Here is a 17,949-nt window from a genome sequence, read left to right on the forward strand (position 1 = left end):
GTGTAAATGATTAGGGCTATAAATTAATTATTTAATATGATATGATTAACTAAAGTGAGGTGATGTGGTTGGATACTGAAATAAGAGATATACTTGTGAAATTACTAGAAGGTCAGGAAGGGCTTAAGGGCAAAGTAAGTGGTCTTGAAACGTAAGTAAGAAAGAACTCAATTAAACTTGAATCCATAGAAAAAAAGATAGATGAAATTATTAAAGCGTAGACCAGTTTAAAAATATATATTTAAAATTCACTTATAGGGCTTGTGCAACCTTATTTTTTTCAATATTATCTGCCCATATAAACCTTTTTATATACTATCATGGATGTAAATTTTTTGAAATTTTATTACATTATATACATGGTATAATTAAGCAAACAAATATTTACTTAATTATAATAATATAGTAGTAATATGTAGAGAGGTGAAATTTAGTGTGGGAGATTATATTAAAAACTGCTATTAATTTATTAGTTATATTTATTATCCTTGAAATAGGGGCTAATACTGGAGGAAATAGGGGATTAAAGAGAAGCTGGCACAAACTAGAAGATAACACAAGCAATAGTTCTAAACTGAAGGACATATTTTATGATTTGTTTTCAATAATTATTTATGCAGGAATAGGTGTCATGTGTATTTCTTTTTCAAAAGAATATACATTTCCAATTTTAGTTATTACATTTTTGTTAGAGGTAATCTTTGTAGTAGCTTTTATACGGGATTTAAAAATTTACAAAGGTAATCATAAAAAATAAGAATATTTAGACTTGAGTAAAGATCAATGCATCCTTATTCCGATTTTGTTTTAGGGCTGGTGTTAGCAATTTCTTATATTATGTCTAAAAATATATTAACCCCAATAATTATTCATTTATTTAATAATATAATCTCAATATTAAGTATTAAATTAATAAATAGAAAGTATTAAAATTTCACATCATTAGGGTCATTCTAAAAAAAGGATATATGGAACAAAAGACTTTTTTGGTTGTTATAAATATATTGTGTTAAATTACTTATTCCAGTATAATTTACTTGTTTAATACAATTTGTTTATTATTATGTAATATAAAAGTATATAATTTTAGTATCTACATAAGAAGTTATTAATATTTGGTAGTGATGTGGATGAATATAAATTCAAGTGATGCTTTATTATTGATGATTGAAATATTAGGAATTACAGAGATAGTGTATGGAATACGTTTCCCTAGTATAAAATTTAAAAATATAAATGGTGATAGAAACAGTAAGATATGGAAGACAATATATATAGTTTTCGGTATTTATTTTATGACTTTACCAATTCTAATTATAACTGGATTTATAAAAGAAAATGTAATAGCTTTATGCTTTTCTGTAACTATTTTACTACTATATAATAACTATGTTGAATATTATAGTAGCAAAAATATCTGAACTATAGCTATTTGTAAGGCATTGTAAATGGCAGGCTGCGATACTATTTATGTTAGATTTGAAGGAGAAATAAAATAGTTTATAAATTTATATGTAAATATATTCAGGCATGATATAATATAATCACCAAAAAGGGAGTGATTATATTTGAGTAAGAACTATAAGCCTAAAGAATTTGCTGAATTATTAAAGGTAGTTATATATACAAGGGTTTCAACTTCTAATCAAAAAGATGATTTAAAAAATCAAGTTATATTTCTTAAACAATATGCTAATGCAAAAGGAATTATTGTAGATGAAGTGATTGAAGATTATGGGAGTGGATTGAATTATAATCGCAAAAATGGGATAAACTTATTGATGAGTGAATGACATCTGTAATCTCAATACTTCATGTTTTTAGCTGCAGAATTTATGGTTTAAGAAAGTATAAAAAAGAGATAAAGGAAGATGAAGAAGTTGAAAAGAGCATACAAAACAGAGATTAAACCAACCAAAGAACAAATAACTAAAATACATCAAACCATTGGAGTAAGTCGATTTGTCTATAACTTTTACATCGCTCATAATAAGGAAGTTTATGAAAAAGAAAAACGGTTTGTTAGCGGCATGGATTTTTCTAAATGGCTTAATAATGAGTATATCCCTAATAATAAAGATAAAGTATGGATAAAAGAAGTATCTTCAAAATCAGTTAAGCAGGCTATTATGAATGGAGAAAAAGCCTTTAAGAAGTTCTTCAAAGGTGAAGCTGGTTTCCCAAAATTCAAGAAAAAGAAAAACCAAGATGTTAAAGCCTACTTTCCTAAAAACAATGAAACAGACTGGACTATTGAAAGACATAGGATTAAAATACCAACTTTAGGCTGGATTAGGCTCAAAGAATACGGCTATATACCAGCTAATGGCAGAATAACAAGTGGAACAGTAAGTCAAAAAGCTGACAGATATTATGTTTCTGTATTAGTTGAAGAAGATATAAAGATTAATAATAAACGTTGTTCTGAAGGAATAGGGGTGGATTTGGGACTCAAAGATTTTGCAATTTGTAGTGATGGTTTAACTAAGAAAAATATTAATAAAACTAAAACAGTTAAAAAAGTAGAAAAGAAACTAAAACGTGAGCAAAGAAAACTTTCAAGGAAATATGAAAGTTTAAAATTAAGAAATAAAAAAGAGAAAGGGGAAGCTGCTCATCAAAATATCCAAAAACAAATGGTCAAGGTGCAAAAACTTCATCAAAGACTTACAAATATTAGAACTGATTATATTAATAAAACAGTAAGTGAGTTAATAAAGCAAAAACCAAGCTTTATAACAATAGAAGATTTAAATATAAAAGGAATGATGAAGAACCGTCATTTAGCAAAGGCAGTTGCACAGCAAAAGTTTTATGAATTTAGAACAAAACTTATTTCAAAAAGTAAACAAAATGGTATTGAAGTAAGAATAGTTGATAGATTTTATCCAAGTAGTAAAACTTGTAGCTGCTGCGGAAATATTAAAGAGGATTTAAAACTATCAGATAGGGTGTATAAATGTGATAATTGCAATACTTCTATTGATAGAGATTTAAATGCTTCAATCAATTTAGCTAATGCTAAAGAATATAAGATAGCTTAATTAAACAAGCGCTTATATGTGTACCGAGGGCTATTTCGGGAATTTACGCCTGTGGAGTGCTATACAAACTGTAGTAGCTTAGGCAAGGCAGAGTACAATGAAACAGGAATTTTCTCAGTATGGATACATTTGACCATATTTTGAGTAGCAGTGTCAGGACACAGCTCAGCTCCAAACCTTGCAAAGGATACTATTTACCCGGCATGTATTTTTGTTACTGATCTTCAGGGAATAGTAACTAAAAATGTTGATTCACAGCAGCCAATAATTCTTTCAGTAGGAAAGTTCATTGGAGGAACAAAGGCAAATGTTATTGGTAAATACACAGATATTGATATTTCAATGAGATACTTTGACCTTAAGGTTAGAGAAGTAGTGCATGAAGCAATAAAAAGACATGCAAAGGCTATCGCAGATGCTTATGAGATCAAGGTTGATACAACCATAGAGCAAAGTGCACTCAGCCTTTATAATGATGATGAATTAACAGCAATAGCGGATAATGCTTCTAAAAAAGTCTTTGGAAAAGGTAAAAATATAGCTTTACCGAAATTAATGGGATCAGAGGACATGTCATATTATTTTCAACATACTAAAGGGGTTTATGCAATGCTTGGATATAGAAATGAGGAAAAGGGAAGTATATACTATCCTCATAATGAAAAGTTTAAGATTGATGAAGATTACCTAAAGTATGGTACAGCATTGCATGTACAATTTGCTCTGGATTTTTTAAATAATAACTAGGGAAAATTATTTGATTCTCAAAGAATTAGATTCTTTCTTCAATCCATTTATGTATATCCTGTATAACACTTTCTTTTTCATTTTTTTCACTTAATATTTCATGATAACATTCAGGATATATTTTTATAGATTTATCACTTGAACTAATATTGTTAAGCATCCATTTAGAAGCCTCAGCTTTAACTAGTCTATCCATCTCTCCATGAAGTATGAGACATGGATACTCATAGTTTTTAATATTTTCATTAATCCATCTAGAGCCCTTTATAAATACTTCCCCTAAGAGTTTTATATTAGTTTCTTTAAGTACAAAAGGGTCATTATTATAGTCTTCAACTACATCTTTAATCCATCTAGAGCCCTTTATAAATACTTCCCCTAAGAGTTTTATATTAGTTTCTTTAAGTACAAAAGGGTCATTATTATAGTCTTCAACTACATCTTTATCTCTGCACATAAGTTTGGCTAATAGATTAGGCGATTTTTCTCTTGGATGCTTTTCAAAATAGCCATCTTCTTTTAAACTTTTAAAAGCAGGTGGCTCTATAACTGCAGCTCCTGATAATATCTGGCCCTTTAACTTATTTTTATATTTTATTCCATAGCCTGCAGCAATAAATCCTCCCATACTATGACCAAACATAAATACAGGTAACCCTTTATTTTCTTTTAAAGCCATATCTACAACTTTATCGGCATCCTTAAAAAAGTCCTGAAAGTTTTCCACATAACCTCTTTCTCCTCCAGATTTTCCATGCCCCCTATTATCAAATCTATAAACCGTATAACCAAAATCATTTAATCTTTTTGTTAAATAATCATATCTTCCTGAGTGTTCACAAAGTCCATGTACTATTACAATTACTGCCTTTGCAGAATCTACTGTATCTTTAGTATAAAATAATTCAATGCCATCAAATGTATTAAATTTACCTTCTAAATGATTTAACATATAATCACTCCCCCATATAATTAATTATACAGGAGTTCCATTTAATAGTCATATATAAAATTATATCCATTTTTGTTAAAGGGTATACATTCCACATAAAAAATGCACACCCTTTCGTTAAACCTGCATTAAGGGTGTGCATAACCTGATTTTTATTTATTAAAGTTGATGTTTGAATTAATAACATTACAGCTGCGAATACCGCAATATATCCCATTAAAGGCATTATGAATTTTAACCATTTATCATAGGTTACATCAACCATTGCCAGCGTTGCAAGAATAAGTCCTGTTGGGGTAATGAATGATATTAATCCTTGCCCAAACTGGTATGCACTTACTATTACATCTCTTGGTAATCCTACGGCATCAGCAAGTGGAGCCATAATTGGCATTGATAATACTGCAAGTCCTGATGATGATGGGATAAAGAATCCAAGAACTATAAATACCAAAAGCATTACCAGTATAAATGCTTTTGAGTTCATTCCCTGAACCATATTTGTTGCACTATGAAGTATTGTGTCGGAAATTAATCCACTTTCCATAATTAGGTTAATTGATCTTGCTACTCCAATAACTAGTGCAACACCTACTAAGTCGGCAGCTCCTGAAACAAATCTATCAACGAACTGTTTTTCTCCAAGTCCTGAAATTACGCCTAAGCCTATACCTACAACTAAGAATAGTGCAGTCATTTCAGTAAACCACCATTCCTGAGTAGAAACTCCCCAGATCATTACAACAAATGCCAATGTAAATATAATTATCATTAATTTACGTCTGGTAGTAAACTCGGGAACTTTTTTGTTTTCATGGTCTTTAAAGAACCTTTCTTCAATTTCGTCTTTTTGATCATATATTAATGATTTAGTTGGATCTTTTTTGATCTTATTACCATATCTAACAATATAAACAATAGTTATTATTGTAGAAATTATTAAGCCTACTGTTCTTATGCCAAGGCCTTGGGTGAATGTTGTTCCAGCTGCATTTGAGGCAATAACTGATGAAAATGGATTTACAGTAGAGAACATTGTACCAATTGATGATCCCATATAAAGAGCAGCAATACATACCATAGCATCATAGCCCGCCGCCATAAATACCGGAACCAGTATTGGATACAGCGCAATAGTTTCTTCTGCCAGCCCAAAGGTTGTTCCACCTAAAGAAATCAACGCTGTAACAATAATAATCAGTAAGAATTCTTTTCCTTTTGTAGCACGTGAAAGACTGGCAATACCAGCATCAAGGGCTCCACTGCTATTTAATACTCCAATACATCCACCAATTATAAGTACAAACATAATAATGTCAACGGTATCATATACACCTTCTATTGGAGCTTGAATTATATTAACTAATCCTTGTGGATTTTGCTTTACTTTTTGGTATGTACCTGGAATTGCTACAGGTTTACTAATACCTCCATCTTTAAATTTTTGTATATTCATATTAATTTTAAGATTATCTAATGTTGCCTGTGTACCTGGTAAGTCCTTTACAGAACCATCTGGCTTTGTTACTGTGAAAACGTTTTTAGTATCGTCATAAGCTAATTTTGAGTATGAGCCTGCTGGTACTACATAAGTAAGAACAGCTGCAAAAATTAAAACTATGAACAATACAGTAAATGCTGTAGGGAAACTCCTTTTCTTTTTACTCATTTTTCATTCCTCCTCATATAATAATTTTTGTGATAGAAAACAAATGCATGTTATAATGAATAGGAAAATTAACCTATTTGCTGGAACATTTTATAATACCTCTTGAATAGAGGCTGAATTGACTTTAATTAGCTGATTTCGCTATTAAATTGTCAATTAAATAGAATTAAACGATTAAATGGAATTAAAGGATACTATAATTATATACTATGTAAAAATAAATGTAAAATTGTCAAAGTTGAGAGTTTTTAGAGAATATATGTAGTTTTTTGATACTATGCATAAATATAAAAGCAATTGATTAGAATTTAACAAAATATACCCGGGTCTTTGATAGTTGTATAATAAAAAAGCACCGTACAGTACAGTTAAAAGTTAAGAGTTAAAAGTTAAGAGTTAAAAGTTAAAAGCTTTTTCTGGCTGCTAATTATAAGATAAAAACTTTTTGAGTGAATTAAAGTCATAATACCAAATCTTTCTTTTTCATGGCAGCCATACTTAAAAGCATAAAAACAGCAATATATATGCATGCGCATAATGTAACCAGAAGCATATGTATGTTGTTTAAATCACCTGATGCACGGACAAAATCATATATATACATTCCTCCTCCTGCTAAAAAGTATACAGCACTTTTTACACTATGCTCTATTATAACTGTCATAAACTGAATTCCTAATCCTATACCTATAATTTCACCGATACTGTTTACAAACATTGCAATGAAACTTATAAGTGTACAAAATGACAAAAGGGGAAGTAATATATATGCATAACATTTTATATTAAATAAAAAATTTTTCATAAACTGTACTTGAATAGAAGTGCCGAAAACAGCAACGCACACAATATAACTGGTTAAAAAGCTTATTGCAAGAAGTATAACTGCATATAAATATATGAACAAAAACTTGCCAGCTATGAGTTCTCTTCTTTTTATTGGAGTAATAAGTGAAAACTTCATTGTTCCGTGTACATAATCTTCTGTTATGACACCTGATATAACTATTATCATAAATGCAGGAAGCATAGGCTTTATCACCATCCCTGCGAAAGTTTCAAATACAAAGTTCTGAGCATCTATACCTGGATCTTTCATAAATGCCATAAGTATTATGCTTCCTATCAAAATTGCTGCAATTATGTAGAACTTTTTTTCTTTAAACATTTTTATAAATTCATTTTTAAGAACTTTAAGCATAATTTCTTTCTCCTTCCATGATATTTAAAAAATAATCTTCCAATGAATTTTCTTTACATGAAATGTTTTCTATATTCACATCGTTGTCAACTAAAATCTTATTGATATTTTGAAAATTACCTTTTTTTATTTTGACCCTTACACCATATTCATAATTATCTATTTTACATTTGATATTTATGCCATTTATCAAACGTACAGTCTTTTCCTTTTCTCTTGTATGTATTTCTATTATTTCTTCATTTGTATCAAGAAGCTCATCAATGTATCCCTGAACCTTAAGCTTTCCTTTTTTTATTATGCCTATTCTATTGCACACCATCTCAATTTCACTCAATATGTGTGAAGATATCATGAATGTAACTTTATATTTTTGGGACAAATTCTGTATAAGCTCACGTATCTCTTTTATACCCTGAGGATCTAATCCATTTGTAGGCTCATCCAATATAACTATATTTGGATTATTTAAAAATGCTCTTGCTATGCCAAGCCTTTGTTTCATACCCAAGGAATATTTGGATACATCTTTATTCTTGGCAGAAGTCATACCAACCATTTCGAGAACTTCATCTACTCTTTTTTTAGGCACATCATGTAAATTTGCCATCATAAGAAGATTTGTATAACCAGATAAATCTCCATAAAAGCATGGTGCTTCTACCATAGCTCCTATTCTGCTTATGGCTTTATCCCGTTCACTTGCTGCATTATACCCGTTTATGAAAACCTCCCCTGAAGTAGGCTTTATAAGACCGAGAATACTTTTTATGGTAGTACTTTTTCCTGCACCGTTAGGCCCGAGAAATCCATACACATCACCTTCATAAACGGAAATATTTAAATTATCAACTGCTTTCTGATTTTTATATTCTTTTGTTAAATTAAGTGTTTCCAGTAGACATCTCTTTGTCATATATAATCAGCTCCTTATCTTGACTATATACTATCAAAGTTTTCACAATAAATTTTCATGCATATCACAAGGGGCACTTATGAATTCATAAGTGCCCCGCAATTAACGGTTATGATTAAACTTTTTACGTTTAAGATATCAATTATTAAATTATTTAATCCACAATTCCTGAATAAACATATTATCTTCAACAGATGTGTTGATTAACACATTATCATATTTTGTATCTATTATATTTTTCACTGTGTATAATCCTAAACCGCGTCCTTGGCCTTTAGTTGAAAAGCCTTCCCTATATATTTTATGGATTACCGGATTTTTGCCAAAATAGTTGTTTTGTATTGCTATGATTATGTAATTTTTCCTGCTTACAATACACAAATTGATTTTTGGCTTCTCACATTCTGCAGCTGCCTCCATGGCATTGTCCATAAGTATTCCAATTATCCTGCACAAATCCATTATATTCATTGATACTGCCTCAATGTTCTCTACAATATCCACTTGGATATCAATATTCATTGACAGTGCTTTTATAAGCTTGGAAGACAGAATAGCTTTTAACCCTGAAACATTTATGTACTTAAGCTTATCAATATTGCTGCTGCTCCACTTGATATCTTTATCCATATTTATAACATTTTCATAAAAAAACCTCTGAAGCCCTACGATGTCAGAAGTATCTATGTATTCTTTAAGCGGTGCAATCATATTCATATAATCATGCTTAAACCTTCTGGTTTGTGAATACATGTCCTCTACAATGTGGGAATATTCCTCTATCTCACTCTTTTCTTCTATTTCTCTTTTGAGTTTCAATTTAATCTCAACACTTCTGTCGTAATTATAAATTATTGTGCTTATAAGCATAATGAATATAAGAGGAAGTGCCTGTGGAAAAAAGTTTCCGTATATAAATTCAGACTGCTCATTATTTACCAATTGAGAAACCTTAAAGAGCACATACATAATCATGGAAAAAGGTATGCTCGTTACCAAAATCATTTTTAATCTTATGGAAGACACTGAAGGCTCTCTTTTTATCTTTTTTATAGAACTGATAAAACTTATAATAATACACACAATGGTTAAGATAATAAGCATTAATAAAAACTGTATCAATATATTCTCTAAAGGAATATTATAAAGCTGCCTTCCTGAGAATGCATAAATAAATGTATATACTGAATTTGCCAGATACACCGCATAAATGGTCATCTGTATTTTAATTTTGTTTGTATCCTTGTTGTTTAATAGCTGGATTATCATGATAGTAACAAGCATAGGAAGTATAAGTGTATATGAGCCGATATTTAGTATCATCCCAATCATAAAAGAAAATAAGAAATACTCTTTAATTTCCTTTATGTCTATTATTTTTTTATACAAAATATATATGGAGATGCAGCATAAAATGCTTGTAAGGAAAGATGGTATAATCATATAAGATAAAAAATTTGTAATAAACTTTTCTAATGTCATGCCAAAAGCCCCTTCATAAACTTAAATGAAACATAACATTCTTCACCATTTGTCATTATAATTGTTTTGGTTTTCCTGTTTATTTCACTGATTTTATCCTTGTTTACTATGTATGATTTGTGGCATCTGTAAAAGTTTTTCGGGAGCATCTCATATATGTCCTTCAGGTTGCCATAGAATTCAATCTGCCTGTTTTCCTCGTGAACTTTTATCTTATGAGCCATACCCGTAGTTTCTACAAACAATATATCGCTGGGCTTAACATTTATTACCCTTTCATCAGTATGTATGGAAATATAATCTTCATTGTGATTTCCTTTATAATAAGTGTTGTAAGCTTTTATAAGACAGCCTGCCACTCTTTCCTTAAAATCATCATCATCTTTAATCACATAGTCCATAGCCTCTACCTTATATTTAAATGCAAAGCAGCTCATTTCAAGATGAGTGGTAGTAAATATTATAAACCCCTCTGTATCTTTTTCCCTTATCCTGCTTCCAAGCTTTATACCATTTATATCGCTCTTTAAATCTACATCTAAAAAATAAATTCCTGTCATATCATTTTTGTCCACATAATCCATTACTTCCTGTGGCTCTCCTGTGCAGAGACAGATTTTTAAATTAAGTCCTTCCCTTAAAATTATATTTTCAATAAGTTTTTTAAGATTATTTCTATGCACTGAATTATCTTCACAAATTATTACTTTCAACATTTACCTCACCCTCATACACAATTGTATCATAATTTGATTGGAAGTTTTTACACCCCTGGGGCAATTATATTTACAATGCATTTGATGTATAATTATTTATAATAAATCAAAATTGTTTTAGGTGGATAGATTAATGCGTAAAAAATATGTTATTACAATATTATTAACAATGCTGTTCTTTTTTCTGCTGATTGTTTGTTCTTATAATAAAAATGAAAAGATGTCTATTAAGGACATCATAAATAATGAACATATCAATATCACCAAAGTTATTATTTATGATGGAAGAGGGGGATATAATAAACCACTTACTTTAGAAAGCAAAAAAAAGATAAGAACTCTAATGGACTATTTATATAAATATGTTATAAAAAAGGTAAATCATGCTGAACCTGCAGTTGGGTGGAGTCACAAAGTTATCCTTTATGATGGTTACAAAGAAGTTATGTCTATAATATTAAATAATCCATTAGAAATAAATAACGAATATTATAGTATTTTGGAAGGTACCTTAGACTCAAAAGAGATTGATAAGTTAATAAATTCAATAGATAAGAATTGGAGTATTATTCCCTACAGTTAAAAGTTAAAAGTTAAAGGATAATAGCTTAAAAAAAGTTTTTACTTCTTAGTTTTTACTTCTTAGTTTTTAGTTCTTAGCTAAAATGGTTCTTACTTAAAAATTCTTACATCACGGGGACTGTTCCACTGGTCACTATGTACGATCCATATAAATAGGGGGAATCATTAAATGAAAAAGATTTCTGGAATTATAACTAATAAAAGCGGTGAGGTTTTAGAAAATGTATTTGTAGCATTAAAAGATTCAAGGTTTGAAGATGTTCTTTCTACCACAACAAATGAAAATGGAGAATACTTATTAGAAGCTGAAGAAGGATACTACCCATTTCTAATTGCAGTGAGAGAATATGCTGAAAATTTCCTGGAATATTGGTGTCAGAACATCTATCTGATAGGCGATATAGAAATTAATGCTAAAATAGATAAGCTTGAAATATATGGACTAAATTGTTTTGTAATAAAAGGTGCTTATCCTGCTTTGACAATATACTTCAGACCAATGAGTTTATCAAGAATCTGTAAAAAGGAAAAAGACATTGCACCTATACTTTCGTCAGAGATGGTTAATGCATCAGTAAACGGAATACCTTCAAAAATATATCTTTTAAACAAAGTTAGAGAATTTTGCGGAGATTGTAATATGACAGCATATCTCATGCAAATTTCACACCCATCAGAACTTCGGGAAAAAGAAAAGAACCTTTTGCATATTCATGTTATGGATGAATCAGGCAACATAGGAGAGGCTTCATTATATTTTTAGTTATGCTGTCTTCAAACTTCTAAAAGCATAAGAATAAGATGCAGCTGTAACTGCATCTTATTCAAGTTTTGCCTTAACTAATTTCTTCTATGCTGCAAGTAGAGACTATTGTGGATGTTCCAAGGACTGCTAGTCCAAAAGCAACACCTGTTACTGGATTTGGATTTAGTAAACTTCCACCTGCTATTACATTTATTTCTTCTTTACATCTAATCATTGATTTTAATACTCTTCTCATTTCACTTTCACACTCAGCTTCACACCCTGTTGGACATGGTGATGGAGGTGGAAGAAATTCTATTTTACATGATCCATTGTTATTAAAGAAGGAATCGCAGCCTGTGAGAGTTATTGCAACTATCTTGCAGACATTTATTATACGCGTTTTACATCCTGTTGAATCTCTTAGCACTAAGGCACCTTCATTTGTAAGTCTAATTGGTATACCCTCAGCTGAACCTGAATTACAATAGTTAACTATTATAGTTGATCGCGGGAATATATTAATTATCTGTCTTAAAACATTCTTAATTTGTTCTGTACATAAGCAGTGAAAATCACAACAAGATTCTCCTTTAGGACCCTGCTCTCCTTTAGGTCCCCTTGGACCAGGACAGCCGGGATCGCCTTGATAACCTCTTGGGCCGGGACATCCGGGATCGCCTTTAGGGCCACGTAGACCTTGACAGCCGGGGTCACCTTGATGACCTCTTGGGCCGGGACAGCCAGGATCACCTTTGCAGCCTTTAGGACCTCTTGGGCCAGGACAGCCAGGTTCACCTTTGCATCCTCTAGGACCCATAGGACCAGGACAGCCGGGGTCACCTTTGCATCCTCTAGGACCCATAGGACCAGGATAGCCAGGATCACCTTTATCGCCTTTATGTCCAGGATCACCCTGATTCCCTTTTTCACCTTTTTCACCTTTTATTCCAGGATCACCCTGATTTCCTTTTTCGCCTTGAAGTCCAGGATCTCCCTTTTCACCTTGGAATCCAGGATCACCTTGATCACCTTTAACCCCAGGTTCGCCTTTGCACCCTTTAGGACCCATAGGGCCAGGACATCCAGGGTCACCTTTGCATCCTTTAGGCCCCATAGGACCAGGACAGCCAGGGTCACCTTTGCATCCCTTAGGGCCTCTAGGACCAGGCTTTCCGCAAACTGTTATACAATGGTCGCAGCACTCATCACTTGATTCATCATGACAATAATCCTCTTGTTCATCTGGACACTCATGGCAATCATTGCAATCATATTCTGGCTCATCTGGATATTTACCGCACTCTGTATAATAATTATCAACTCCATCCATAAGGTTGTCGTTGTCTATGTCAAATGCTGTTTCGCTGTTTTGAATATATTCATTCTTAGGTTTATCATCAAATTTGCATCTATTGGTTGAAGTATAGTATTTTATATCCTTTAGCATATTTTTATTTCCCCCTTTTTATAACAATTTACACAACATGTCCATTTTTATATCAGAATAAAAATTAATAAATTAATTTTTATTAATTTAAGGAATTGCTCCTTAATACATAATATGACCACTTGCTAAGACGGTGACAACATTGTTTACATTGATACTACTATTTTGGTTAGAAATATTTTCAGCATATGTATAATTAGTAAAAAAAAGCTCACTATAAATACATAATGTAAAAAATAACTAAACCTAAAATGGGGGTATTATTATGCTCAAAAAATTTCTTGATCTTTTAATTGGTGAACCATTAGCAAATGAACAAAGAGCTACGGAGAAATATAATATACCCTTTGGACTTGCAATAATGGCAAGTGATGCTGTGTCATCTGTGGCATATGCAGCTGAAGAAATATTATATGTTTTAATTGCAGTCATAGGGTTACTGTCATACCAATGGCTTCAATGGATTTCATTAATGATTATAGTACTTTTATTTATTTTAACAATTTCATATATTCAAATAATAAAAGCTTATCCCCAGGGAGGAGGAGCTTATATTGTTGCAAAGGAAAATATAGGGGTGACACAGGGACTGGTGGCTGCTGCAGCACTGCTCATTGACTACACACTAACTGTGGCTGTAAGTGCCAGTGCAGGTATTGCGGCAATTACATCAGCCTTCCCAGGTTTAACAAGACATAAGGTTTCATTGGTAATTCTGCTTATTACAGTTTTAACTATATTAAATCTCAGGGGTATTAGTGAATCCTCTAAAATATTTAGTATACCTACTTATTTATTTATAATAAGTATGCTTTTCATGATTGTTTATGGATTAATAAAATATTCTATTTATGGTGCGCCTGCACCAATGATTAATAAGCAGATTGCAATTACAGGGGACCTAAGTTTGTTTCTTATATTAAGGGCTTTTTCATCGGGCTGCTCTGCACTAACAGGGCTGGAGGCGGTAAGTAATTCTGTTCCTAATTTTAAGGAGCCAAGTCAGAAAAATGCAAAAATTGTAATGATACTTTTAAGCTTTCTCATACTATTTATCTTTGGAGGCACATCTGTTCTTGCAAGATTTTATAAAGCTGTACCAGTGGGAACTCCAACGGTGGTAGCACAAATTGCCTATGGTGTATTTGGCAATACATTTATGTTTTATGTAATACAAATCACAACGGCTGTTATTTTAATAATGGCATGCAACACTGCATTTACAGGATTTCCAATGTTAATGTATGCAATTGCAAAGGATGGGTTTGCTCCAAGACAGTTTAGAATAAGAGGAAAAAGGCTCAGCTTTTCCACAGGCATAGTGGCTTTATCAGTAGTAGCAGGTATTTTAGTAGTATTGTTTGATGCCACAACACACAGGCTGATTCCGCTTTACTCTGTTGGTGTATTTCTATCCTTTACCCTGGCACAAACAGGTATGGTAATACACTGGAGGAGAAGTAAAGAGAAGGGTTGGAGAAGATCTGCTTTAATAAATGGATTTGGAGTTATAATAACAGTAATAGCAACACTTATAATTGTTTATGAGAAGTTTGCTGAAGGAGCATGGATTGTTATCATACTTATACCAGTAATAGTGCTAATAATGATGTCCATAAAGAGACATTATGATGGAGTAGCAGAAAAACTCAGAACCACAAAAGAAGATATACGAAGCGCCAATATAGGCAGAGAATTTACCCATATAATTATAGTTCCTTTGGCTAGTATAAATAAAGCAGCTCTTAATGCTCTTCAATATGCCAGAAGCATAAGCCCTAATGTTATTGCTTTAAATATTTCTATAGATAAGGATGCTTTGGAAAAAACAAAATCGCAGTGGAAGGAATTAAATACAGATATAATATTAGTGGCTAAATATTCGCCATACAGAGCTGTGGTGGGGCCTCTTTTAAAATATATTGAAGATATAGCTCATGCAGCAGGTGAAAATGAAATAATAACTGTGGTTCTTCCGGAATTTATTACCCATGAGAGATGGGAGGAAGTACTTCACAATCATACAAGTTTATATTTAAGAGAAACTTTAGCAAGAAACCTTAAGGTTGTAATTACAACATACCCATATAAACTTTAATTTTCACTCATAGTATTTATGGTAAATATTATTTATTTAAAGTATAATGTTGATATAAAGTTGCTGCAAAAAGGGGATGTGTAATTATGAAGGAAATAGTTTTAGCAGGAGGATGTTTCTGGGGTGTGCAGGAGTATATGTCCAGAATAAATGGAGTAGTTGAAACAAAAGTGGGATATGGTAATGGAATTAAACCAAATCCAAGCTATGAAGATGTGTGCACTGGCACTACAGGCCATGCCGAATGCTGTTATGTAAAATATGATGAAAATATAATAAACCTTACTGAGCTGCTTAATAAATTCTGGAAGGTAATAAACCCCACTATTTTAAACAGACAGGGGAATGATATTGGACATCAATACAGAACAGGTATATTCTACATTGATAAAAATGACTTATGTGAAATATTAAAAAGCAGGGATGAGCTGCAGAAAAAATATGAAAAGCCAATTGTTACAGAAATAAAACCATTACAGTGTTTTTACGATGCTGAAGAGTATCACCAAAAATATCTTAAGAAAAATCCAGGTGGATACTGCCACATAAAACTAGATTAATAAATTATATGATAAAATATGGTTAGAAGTTAAAAAGTAATAAAAAACGCTGCAATAATAACTACAGCGTTTATTTTTATTTATTTTTATTTGAATTTGATTTGTGTGATCCATTTACAGCCTTGCTATTATAAGCTTTTTTCTTATAACCCTGATTATCATTAAATCTATCATTTTTTAATTCATGTTTTTGTTTTAAATCATTACTTGCATTTTTTTTGGTTTTATTAGAATTTGGGTTTGATGAATTTCCATTATTGCCTTTATTATTTTGCTTATTTTCATTATTAGAAGGTGATTTTAAGTTCTCCTTATTTACTGAGGAGTTACCATTGCTTACTGAAGACTTTCCATTGTTTACTTTATTATTTTCAGCAGGTTTCTGGTAGTTTGCATTTTCAGAAGATTTATTGTTTGAATTCTTATCTAATATAACACTGCCATTGGATTGAATTTTAATACTTAAATTAGAATTTTGAATATTTGATTTAAACTTGGAAATATTTATTTTTTTGCCATCTATATCAACAGAAACAGTTTTTGTTTTAATATAATTATCATCAATAAATTTATCCTTTTTTGATTGATCTATTATTGTCTTCAATCCTTCATTGATATTAGCATTTTTGATTTTTACTTCACTTAGTATTTTCTCGCCGTCATTGTTAAGGGCTTTTGAGGAGATAATTTTGTTAAAGTGATTAACTTTAAGCTCAATATTAGGATTTATACTTACAAGCACAGTAGCCACAGGACTGTAATATGCCTTTACTCCTCCGCCTATAGTTAGTATAAACATTATGCAGGCTGCAGCTGTCAATCCCTTAGTATTAAAATGAAAAATACTATTGGAGACCTGGCAGCCTTGAAACTTTTCCCCAATGTCAGGTTTTCTGCCAATGCAGCTTACTTTTATAAATTCGCCGCTGGGTGTAAGTAAGTTAGCATATTTACCGCTGACACTTACTACTATGCCTTCCTTTTTACTCATTATCCTCACCTACTTTAATATTTAAATAAGACTTTATATAAAGAAATTTATCACTATTAAATAATATAAATAATGCGATAATGTATTTTCTCCATTTATCAACAAATTTTTTATTTGTCCCAGTGTATAAACAAATCTGCTTAATAGGAAGCTGTTTATTACTTAATATATAGTCACAGATTTCTCTGCTGTTACATATTTTTATTACCAGCCTTAAAACGCTGCTTCTGGTATCTTTATGCCTGGGACTTTTACTTACAAGGCTGTTAAAATCAATTTTGTATTTTGAAAGCTCTTTATTTAATTCTATGATTTCATCTGCCCTGCTTTTATTTTCAAGTTCCATTTCAAATCTGGTTATAGAATTATTATTATCCAGCTTTTCCATGCTGTAATCGTCATCATCAAAAGTAAGTAATGGGGTGTTTTTAGTTTTCCTGAAATAATCAATTAGTGCATTTCTTATAATAACTTTAGCGTACCCATAAAAATTACCTCTGGACTCTGTGTAACTATCGCAGGCTTTGTTAAAAGCTATTAATGCAATACTAAGTTCATCGTCATTTTTCCACTGCAGATGTCTTTTTGTTATGGTATATGTACATTTATATATAAAACTTTTATTTTCCTTAATAAATTCATTCCTGTCTTCAAGCAGCAACTCACTGACATTCTGCATGAAATCACCTCATCTATATATAATACGTTTCAAATTAATTTTTTAGTGGAGCTTTGGCGCTGATAAATTTTAAGACAATATGTCACTATTTTAGCATATTTATAAACTGAAATTAAG

Annotated in this window: 16 protein-coding genes and 2 pseudogenes; 9 read left to right on the forward strand and 9 right to left on the reverse strand. The window is 31.3% G+C overall.

Annotated features, from left to right (window positions below; genetic code table 11):
* The first annotated feature begins 433 nt into the window (after positions 1 to 433).
* The 5 genes and pseudogenes from EQM05_RS04770 to EQM05_RS04790 all read left to right on the forward strand — a co-directional run bounded on the left by EQM05_RS04770 (position 434) and on the right by EQM05_RS04790 (position 3,791).
* On the forward strand, positions 434 to 757 hold the full coding sequence (locus EQM05_RS04770; protein WP_128748982.1) for a hypothetical protein: 324 nt from the start codon (positions 434 to 436) through the stop codon (positions 755 to 757).
* A 406-nt stretch (positions 758 to 1,163) separates the two neighbouring features.
* Positions 1,164 to 1,421, forward strand: coding sequence for a hypothetical protein (locus EQM05_RS04775; protein ID WP_205694167.1), 258 nt, complete (start codon positions 1,164 to 1,166; stop codon positions 1,419 to 1,421).
* Positions 1,422 to 1,616: 195 nt separating this feature from the next.
* Positions 1,617 to 1,909, forward strand: a pseudogene (locus tag EQM05_RS04780) (recombinase family protein); the annotation flags it as partial.
* A complete protein-coding gene (locus EQM05_RS04785) occupies positions 1,872 to 3,044 on the forward strand; it encodes an RNA-guided endonuclease TnpB family protein (protein WP_205694168.1) in 1,173 nt (390 codons plus the stop codon). The pseudogene EQM05_RS04780 and the gene EQM05_RS04785, both read left to right, overlap by 38 nt.
* A 150-nt stretch (positions 3,045 to 3,194) precedes the next feature.
* A complete protein-coding gene (locus EQM05_RS04790; protein ID WP_243108117.1) occupies positions 3,195 to 3,791 on the forward strand; it encodes a M20/M25/M40 family metallo-hydrolase in 597 nt (198 codons plus the stop codon).
* A 25-nt stretch (positions 3,792 to 3,816) separates the two neighbouring features.
* Here EQM05_RS04790 and EQM05_RS04795 read toward each other — a convergent pair whose 3' ends face one another.
* The 6 genes and pseudogenes from EQM05_RS04795 to EQM05_RS04820 form a co-directional block, all read right to left on the reverse strand.
* Entirely contained in the window at positions 3,817 to 4,743 is a 927-nt protein-coding gene (locus EQM05_RS04795; RefSeq protein WP_128748984.1) for an alpha/beta hydrolase, read from the reverse strand.
* Positions 4,744 to 4,912: 169 nt separating this feature from the next.
* Positions 4,913 to 6,412: pseudogene (locus tag EQM05_RS04800) on the reverse strand (YfcC family protein); the annotation flags it as partial.
* A gap of 460 nt (positions 6,413 to 6,872) precedes the next feature.
* Positions 6,873 to 7,613, reverse strand: a complete 741-nt coding sequence (locus EQM05_RS04805) for an ABC transporter permease (protein ID WP_128748986.1) — start codon at positions 7,611 to 7,613, stop codon at positions 6,873 to 6,875.
* Positions 7,606 to 8,529 carry an ABC transporter ATP-binding protein gene (locus EQM05_RS04810; RefSeq protein WP_128748987.1) on the reverse strand — a complete coding sequence of 308 codons (924 nt, stop codon included), beginning with the start codon at positions 8,527 to 8,529 and terminating at the stop codon, positions 7,606 to 7,608. Before EQM05_RS04810 ends, EQM05_RS04805 begins: the two co-directional genes overlap by 8 nt.
* Positions 8,530 to 8,679: 150 nt before the next feature.
* Entirely contained in the window at positions 8,680 to 10,011 is a 1,332-nt protein-coding gene (locus EQM05_RS04815; protein ID WP_128748988.1) for a GHKL domain-containing protein, read from the reverse strand.
* The gene (locus EQM05_RS04820) at positions 10,008 to 10,727 is read right to left on the reverse strand and encodes a LytTR family DNA-binding domain-containing protein (RefSeq protein ID WP_128748989.1); all 720 of its coding nucleotides are present in this window, start codon (positions 10,725 to 10,727) and stop codon (positions 10,008 to 10,010) included. Before EQM05_RS04820 ends, EQM05_RS04815 begins: the two co-directional genes overlap by 4 nt.
* A 133-nt stretch (positions 10,728 to 10,860) precedes the next feature.
* Between EQM05_RS04820 and EQM05_RS04825 the strand changes: the two genes are divergently transcribed.
* Entirely contained in the window at positions 10,861 to 11,310 is a 450-nt protein-coding gene (locus EQM05_RS04825; RefSeq protein WP_128748990.1) for a hypothetical protein, read from the forward strand.
* 168 nt (positions 11,311 to 11,478) lie between these two features.
* Complete coding sequence (locus EQM05_RS04830; protein WP_128748991.1) at positions 11,479 to 12,072, forward strand: carboxypeptidase-like regulatory domain-containing protein; 594 nt, start codon at positions 11,479 to 11,481, stop codon at positions 12,070 to 12,072.
* A gap of 73 nt (positions 12,073 to 12,145) precedes the next feature.
* Here EQM05_RS04830 and EQM05_RS04835 read toward each other — a convergent pair whose 3' ends face one another.
* Positions 12,146 to 13,504 carry a collagen-like protein gene (locus EQM05_RS04835; protein WP_128748992.1) on the reverse strand — a complete coding sequence of 453 codons (1,359 nt, stop codon included), beginning with the start codon at positions 13,502 to 13,504 and terminating at the stop codon, positions 12,146 to 12,148.
* 265 nt (positions 13,505 to 13,769) lie between these two features.
* Between EQM05_RS04835 and EQM05_RS04840 the strand changes: the two genes are divergently transcribed.
* Both EQM05_RS04840 and msrA read left to right on the forward strand, forming a co-directional pair.
* Positions 13,770 to 15,602, forward strand: coding sequence for an APC family permease (locus EQM05_RS04840; protein WP_128748993.1), 1,833 nt, complete (start codon positions 13,770 to 13,772; stop codon positions 15,600 to 15,602).
* Positions 15,603 to 15,688: 86 nt separating this feature from the next.
* Complete coding sequence (msrA, locus tag EQM05_RS04845) at positions 15,689 to 16,162, forward strand: peptide-methionine (S)-S-oxide reductase MsrA (RefSeq protein WP_128748994.1); 474 nt, start codon at positions 15,689 to 15,691, stop codon at positions 16,160 to 16,162.
* Between the two features lie 76 nt (positions 16,163 to 16,238).
* Here msrA and EQM05_RS04850 read toward each other — a convergent pair whose 3' ends face one another.
* Together EQM05_RS04850 and sigI are read right to left on the reverse strand one after the other, a co-directional pair.
* Positions 16,239 to 17,153, reverse strand: coding sequence for an anti-sigma factor domain-containing protein (locus EQM05_RS04850; protein WP_128748995.1), 915 nt, complete (start codon positions 17,151 to 17,153; stop codon positions 16,239 to 16,241).
* A complete protein-coding gene (gene sigI / locus EQM05_RS04855) occupies positions 17,146 to 17,832 on the reverse strand; it encodes an RNA polymerase sigma-I factor (RefSeq protein WP_128748996.1) in 687 nt (228 codons plus the stop codon). Before sigI ends, EQM05_RS04850 begins: the two co-directional genes overlap by 8 nt.
* Positions 17,833 to 17,949: the final 117 nt, after the last annotated feature.

The sequence above is a fragment of the Clostridium sp. JN-9 genome (assembly GCF_004103695.1).
Lineage (GTDB): Bacteria > Bacillota > Clostridia > Clostridiales > Clostridiaceae > JN-9.

Coding starts and splice junctions, on each gene's coding strand:
- EQM05_RS04795 (WP_128748984.1), bottom strand. CDS start 4,743: ATGTTAAATCATTTAGAAGGTAAATTTAATACATTTGATGGCATTGAA.
- msrA (WP_128748994.1), top strand. CDS start 15,689: ATGAAGGAAATAGTTTTAGCAGGAGGATGTTTCTGGGGTGTGCAGGAG.
- EQM05_RS04830 (WP_128748991.1), top strand. CDS start 11,479: ATGAAAAAGATTTCTGGAATTATAACTAATAAAAGCGGTGAGGTTTTA.
- EQM05_RS04775 (WP_205694167.1), top strand. CDS start 1,164: ATGATTGAAATATTAGGAATTACAGAGATAGTGTATGGAATACGTTTC.
- EQM05_RS04835 (WP_128748992.1), bottom strand. CDS start 13,504: ATGCTAAAGGATATAAAATACTATACTTCAACCAATAGATGCAAATTT.
- EQM05_RS04820 (WP_128748989.1), bottom strand. CDS start 10,727: ATGTTGAAAGTAATAATTTGTGAAGATAATTCAGTGCATAGAAATAAT.
- EQM05_RS04785 (WP_205694168.1), top strand. CDS start 1,872: ATGAAGAAGTTGAAAAGAGCATACAAAACAGAGATTAAACCAACCAAA.
- EQM05_RS04805 (WP_128748986.1), bottom strand. CDS start 7,613: ATGCTTAAAGTTCTTAAAAATGAATTTATAAAAATGTTTAAAGAAAAA.
- EQM05_RS04825 (WP_128748990.1), top strand. CDS start 10,861: ATGCGTAAAAAATATGTTATTACAATATTATTAACAATGCTGTTCTTT.
- EQM05_RS04840 (WP_128748993.1), top strand. CDS start 13,770: ATGCTCAAAAAATTTCTTGATCTTTTAATTGGTGAACCATTAGCAAAT.
- sigI (WP_128748996.1), bottom strand. CDS start 17,832: ATGCAGAATGTCAGTGAGTTGCTGCTTGAAGACAGGAATGAATTTATT.
- EQM05_RS04850 (WP_128748995.1), bottom strand. CDS start 17,153: ATGAGTAAAAAGGAAGGCATAGTAGTAAGTGTCAGCGGTAAATATGCT.
- EQM05_RS04810 (WP_128748987.1), bottom strand. CDS start 8,529: ATGACAAAGAGATGTCTACTGGAAACACTTAATTTAACAAAAGAATAT.
- EQM05_RS04815 (WP_128748988.1), bottom strand. CDS start 10,011: ATGACATTAGAAAAGTTTATTACAAATTTTTTATCTTATATGATTATA.